Here is a 5,765-nt window from a genome sequence, read left to right as displayed (position 1 = left end):
CCGGCGCGGGCCGCGGCGGGGGGCGCCCCCCCCCCCCCCCCCCGCGCCCCCCCCCCCCCCCCCCCCCGGGGGGCCCCCCCCCCCCCCCCCCCGCGGGGGGGGGGCCCCCCCCCCCCCCCCCCCCCCCCCCGGCCCGCCGTCGGACCCGCCGCCCGATGCGCCGTCAGCCCGCCCGGAGCGCCCGGAGCGCCCGCCGGCCCCGGCCTTTCACATAATTCCGCGCCGCCTTCGCCCAATTCCCGCGCGTCGCCGTGCGGCACACGCCGGTCATCGTTCCCGTGCGGCTCCACCCGATTCCACGTCCGCCCCTTCCGCCCCGCACCGGTAGGGACCGGTTCCGGAATTCGGGCTATTCACTGTATGGAATCCCCGCATTCCGGGTGTCCACAGTTGACTGTTTTTTAGCAACGAATTGCTCGACCATGAGCCAATTTGCGCACTGGTTCTGTCATGTTCTAACCAACGTTCTCGACTCCGGAACGCCATGGCCCCTTGCCGGCCCCCACAGCCGGCCAGAGGAGGATCCGTTGCGCCCCCGCTCTCTTGCCCTCGCCGCGGCGATAGCCGTACTGCCGCTGACCGCCGTCTCGCTCGGTGTCTCCACCGCGCAGGCCGCCCCCGCTCCCCGTGTCGCGCTCCCGAACACCGTCAACCCGGCGGTGGCCCACTCGGAGAAGAAGGGCGACGTCCCGGCCGAGCAGCAGATCTCGGTGGCCGTCAGCCTGAAGCTGCGTGACACCGACGCCCTGGACCGCTTCCTCACCGCGGTCGCCACCCCCGGCACCCCCGAGTTCGGCAAGTACCTGACGCCGGAGCAGTTCACCGCCCGGTTCGGGCCGACCCAGGCCGCCGTCGACCAGGTCAAGACCTACCTGGCCGCCCAGGGCCTGACCGTCACCGAGGTGAGCGCCAACCGCCAGGTGGTCAGCGCCCACGGCACCAACGCGCAGATCTCGCAGGCCTTCGGCACCCACGAGAGCTCCTACCTCGACCCGCAGCAGCAGCGCGCCTTCTTCGCCAACGACGCCGCCGCCTCCGTCCCGGCCGACCTGGCCGGCGTGGTCCAGGGCGTGAGCGGCCTGGACAACCACGCGGTCCGCAAGAACCGCCTGGCCAAGCCGAACTCCGTCACCCCGCACACGGCCTCCTCGACCCCGAGCGGCTTCGGCCCGTCGCAGTACGACGGCGCCTACAACCTGAACAAGACCGGCGCCGACGGCACCGGCACGACGGTCGCCCTCTGGGAGTTCGACGGCTACTCGTCCTCCAACCTGACCACCTACGACTCGCAGTACGGCCTGTCCGGCCCGGCCGTCTCCACGGTCTCGGTGGACGGCGCCAACTACGACTCCGCCCCCGGCCAGGGCCAGGGCGAGGTCGAGCTGGACAGCGAGATCGTCCGCGGCGCGGCGCCGAAGGCGACCCAGCTGGTCTACGAGGCGCCCAACAGCGACCAGGGCGAGATCGACATGGCCAACAAGATCGTGGCCGACAACCAGGTCTCGGTCGTCTCGATCTCGTGGGGCTCCTGCGAGCCGGACACCACCGCCGCCTCGATGACGGCGGTCGACAACGCCTTCAAGCAGGCCGCCGCCCAGGGCATCTCGATCTTCTCCGCCTCCGGTGACGACGGCTCCCGCGACTGCACCCGCTCCACCAGCGGCTCGTCGGTCAAGGCGGTCGACTTCCCGGCGTCCAGCCCGCACCAGACCGGCGTCGGCGGCACCAACCTCCAGGTGTCCGGCACCTCGTACTCCTCGGAGAGCGCCTGGAGCGGCGCCGGCGGCGGCGTCTCCACCGTGTTCAACAAGCCGACCTGGCAGACCGGCACCGGCACCATGCGCACCGTCCCGGACGTCTCCTCCAACGCCGACCCGGCGAGCGGCTTCGCGATCTACACGGCCGGCTCCTGGCAGGTCTACGGCGGCACCAGCGCGGCGGCGCCGCTGTGGGCCGGCTACGCGGCCCAGTTCAACCAGAAGGCCAAGGCGGCCGGCCAGCCGGTCCTGGGCGAGGCGAACCCGAAGCTGTACGCGGTCGCGACCGGCAGCGGCTACGCCGGCGCCTTCCACGACGTGACCAGCGGCTCCAACCAGGACTTCCCGGCCGGGACGGGCTACGACCAGGTCACCGGCTGGGGCACCCCGATCGCCGACGGCCTGACCACCGCCCTGCTCGGCGGCGGCACCACCCCGCCGCCCACCGGCGGCTGCACCGCGGCCCAGCTGGTCGGCAACGGCGGCTTCGAGACCGGTACCGCGGCCCCGTGGACCACCTCCAGCGGCGTGGTCGACAACAGCTCCTCGCAGCCGGCCCACTCGGGCAGCTGGAAGGCCTGGCTGGACGGCTACGGCAGCGCCCACACCGACACCCTGTCGCAGACCCTCTCGGTGCCGGCCGGCTGCACGTCCGCCAGCCTCACCTTCTGGCTGCACATCGACACCGCGGAGACCGGCACCACCGCGTACGACAAGCTGACCGTCCAGGCCAACGGCACCACGCTGGCGACGTACTCCAACGTGAACGCCGCCGCCGGCTACGTGAAGCGCACCCTGGACCTCTCCTCCTTCGCCGGCAAGACCGTGACCGTCAAGTTCACCGGCACCGAGGACGGCTCCGCCCAGACCAGCTTCGTGATCGACGACATCGCACTGAACGTCAACTGATCACCGTCAGGTAGCTCCACCGAACCCCCGCCGGGGCGGCGCCGTCAGGGCCCGCCCCGGCGGTGTGCGTCCACCCGTCCCGGCGGGCGGCGGGGGCGGGCGGCGAAGGCCGGTGTTTCCGAACTGTTTCAAGATCACTAACCCTTCGGTCCACCTGCCGTGACCACTGTCATACGCACGACTGATGACGTAGCCTCTCGACCGTGCATAGGGTTCCCCAAAGCTCGGTGAAGCCGTCGGCGGCGCTCCTCGGCGCCGACCAGGCCCCTCCGAACTCACCTGGTGGGGAGGGTTACCGCATGGCCGCACAGCAGCCTCAGGACTCCGCGCGACTCCGGCTGGTCGGACCGCGCCCGGAGCGCCCCGGCCCGTCCGTACCCGCACCGCCGCCGACCCCCCCGCACGCCGGGCGGCCCACCGCCCCGGGCGGCTTCGCGGACACCCTGCACCTGGCCATCGAGGGCAGTGGCCTCAGCCTGGACCGGATCAGAGCCGCCCTCACCCAACGTGGCGTCAGGGTCAGCGTCACGACGCTGAGTTACTGGCGGCGCGGGCGCAGTCAGCCCGAGCGGGCCAGCTCGCTGAGAGCCGTCCACCTGCTGGAGGAACTGCTCGGGCTGCCGCACAGCGCGCTCACCTCGCTGCTCGGCCCGCCGCGCCCGCGCGGCCGCTGGGCCGCCGCCGCGAACACCTGCCACCTCGGCCTGGAGGACGTCTGGCCGGGCGAGCGGCAGATCGCGGACATCTTCGCCGAGCTGGACGCCCCGCCGCAGGGCGAACTGGAGCGGCTGAGCATCCACGACTCGTACTACGTGGACGCCGAGCGGCGCGGCAACCTGCTGCGGATGCGCCAGGTGGTGCGCGCCACCGTCGGCGGCGTGGGCCGCTGCCTGGTCGTGCACAAGGCCGACCAGGAGGCGACCGGCTGCCCGGAGATCACCTCGGTGCGGCACGGCCGGCTGGGCCGGGTCCGGCGCCGTCCGGAGGCCGGTCTGACCGTCGGCGAGCTGATGCTGGACCGCCCGCTGGCGCTCGGCGACAGCACGGTCTTCGAGTACGAGGTGGAGATCCCGCCGGGCGGCCCGACGCTGGAGTACAGCCGCCGCTTCGCCACCCCGGTGCGCGAGTACGTGCTCCAGGTGCACTTCGACCCGGCGGCCGTCCCGGCGCACTGCGAGCGCTACGACCGCGAGCCGGGCGCGGACGTCGACCACCGCCGCGAGCAGCTCTGGATCGGCGCCTCCGCGAGCGCCCACGTGCTCGCCCCGGACCAGCAGCCCGGGCACATCGGCATCCGCTGGGAGTGGCAGTAGCCGTCCCCGGCGCCTCGACCGGCCCGCGCACCCCTGCTGACCTGCACCGATCCCGGGCACTCCGCGGCCGGCCCGCCCCCGCCCGCGCCTGACCGCCCGCCAGGTCCCGCACCGGCACTACCGCCTCCGCCACGCCCCCGCCACGCCCGGGCCGCCGAACGGTCGTCACCCGCCCGGCGCAATCCGCCGCGCCACGGCCCGCCCGCTTTGGGACTTTGGTCCCGATAACACGCGGTGCCGACCCGGGAAGGTCCAGTCCTGTCACGCCGTCAGGCGTCGACCAGGACGACCGCAGGAAAGAGGCGGAGCATGACCCGTACCGACCACCTGTCCCCGCTGCTGGAATTCGACGAGGTCGAACCGGACGAGGACTGCATGTGCGGGGGCTGCAGCGCCCGTCGGCGCGCCCGGCTGCACGCCGCACCGGTGCACGAGGGCGGCCACGCCGCGGCCCACAGCATCCGCCGCCGGGCCGCCGTGCTGGTGGCCGCCGTGGGCACCGCGATAGGCGGCGGGACGGCCGCCGCCGGTCACGCCACCGCGGCCCCCGGCCCCACCCCGGGCGGCAGCAGCACCGCCCAGCCCCCGCAGACCCCGCAGGGAGAGGTCAGCGGCCTCTACGGCCGGCCCCTCCCCCAGCCTTCGGCCGGGAGGTACCCCCAGGACGCCCGCTCCTTCGCCGCCCCGCGCGGCGCCGCCCAGGCGCCCACCCGGGCGCAGATCATCCAGCGCGCCCAGGGCTGGGTCGACCAGCAGGTCCCGTACGGCATGGGCAGCTACTGGTCGGACGGCTACCGGCAGGACTGCTCCGGCTTCGTCTCGATGGCCTGGGGCCTCGGCAGCAACCAGACCACCTGGACCCTGCCGAACTTCGCCGAGCGGATCGACAGGGCCGACCTCCAGCCCGGCGACGTGCTGATCTACAACAACCCGGCCAGCCCGCAGTCCGGGTCGCACGTGGCGATCTTCGGCGGCTGGACGGACTCCTCCCGCACCCGCTACCTCGCCTACGAGCAGACCGCCCCCGGCACCAAGAAGCGCGACACCCCGTACGCCTACTGGAACAACTCCGGCGCCTACGTGCCCTACCGCTACACCGGCCTGTCCGGCGGCAGCGACGACGGCACCACGGCCACCGCCTTCCCGGGCGCGGACAAGTTCGGCCCCGGCGCGAACAACGCGTACGTCACCGAGCTCGGCCGGCTGCTGGTGCAGCGCGGCGGTGCCCGGTTCTACTCCGAGGGCCCCGACCCGCGCTGGGGCGAGGCCGACCGCCAGGCCACCCAGGCGTTCCAGCAGGCCCAGGGCTGGCGCGGCGCCGAGGCCGACGGCATCCCCGGCAAGGACACCTGGGACTACCTGGTGAACGGCAAGGGCCGCGACATCGGCGCCGGCACCACCGGCACCACCCCGCTGCCGCCGCCGGTCCGGCCCGGCACCGGGGCGCCCGCCTTCCCCGGCCGGCAGCACTTCGGCCCGGGCCAGAACAACGACCAGGTCCGCCTGCTGGGCGAGCAGTTGGTCCGCAAGGGCTTCGGCGGCGCGTACGGCGTCGGCCCCGGCCCGCGCTGGAGCGAGAGCGACCGGCGGGCCGTCCAGGCCTTCCAGCAGGCCCAGGGCTGGCACGGCGCCGAGGCCGACGGCTACCCCGGCCCGGACACCTGGCGCCGGCTCTTCGCCTGACGCCCTGTGTCGTGGGGGCCCCCCCCCCCCGGCGGGGGGGGCCCCCCCCCCCCCCCCCCGGCGTCGGCGGCCCCCCGTGGTAGAGCCCCCACCCGCCCCGGGG

3 protein-coding genes are annotated in these 5,765 nt (G+C 74.2%); all 3 read left to right on the top strand.

The features are described 5' to 3' along the window. The first annotated feature begins 527 nt into the window (after window positions 1-527). The 3 genes from ACIPLC_RS28155 (at window position 528) to ACIPLC_RS28145 (ending at window position 5,662) form a co-directional block, all read left to right on the top strand. The gene (locus ACIPLC_RS28155) at window positions 528-2,666 is read left to right on the top strand and encodes a protease pro-enzyme activation domain-containing protein (protein ID WP_400475807.1); all 2,139 of its coding nucleotides are present in this window, start codon (window positions 528-530) and stop codon (window positions 2,664-2,666) included. Window positions 2,667-2,965: 299 nt separating this feature from the next. Next, entirely contained in the window at window positions 2,966-3,979 is a 1,014-nt protein-coding gene (locus ACIPLC_RS28150; protein ID WP_400475806.1) for a hypothetical protein, read from the top strand. A gap of 309 nt (window positions 3,980-4,288) precedes the next feature. Further along, window positions 4,289-5,662 carry a peptidoglycan-binding protein gene (locus ACIPLC_RS28145; protein WP_400475805.1) on the top strand — a complete coding sequence of 458 codons (1,374 nt, stop codon included), beginning with the start codon at window positions 4,289-4,291 and terminating at the stop codon, window positions 5,660-5,662. Window positions 5,663-5,765 lie beyond the last annotated feature (103 nt).

This window comes from Kitasatospora sp. NPDC086801, from assembly GCF_044745805.1.
Classification (GTDB): Bacteria; Actinomycetota; Actinomycetes; order Streptomycetales; family Streptomycetaceae; genus Kitasatospora.
The sequence above is the reverse complement of the archived record's forward strand: the minus strand, read 5'-3'. Positions and strand labels throughout refer to the sequence as shown.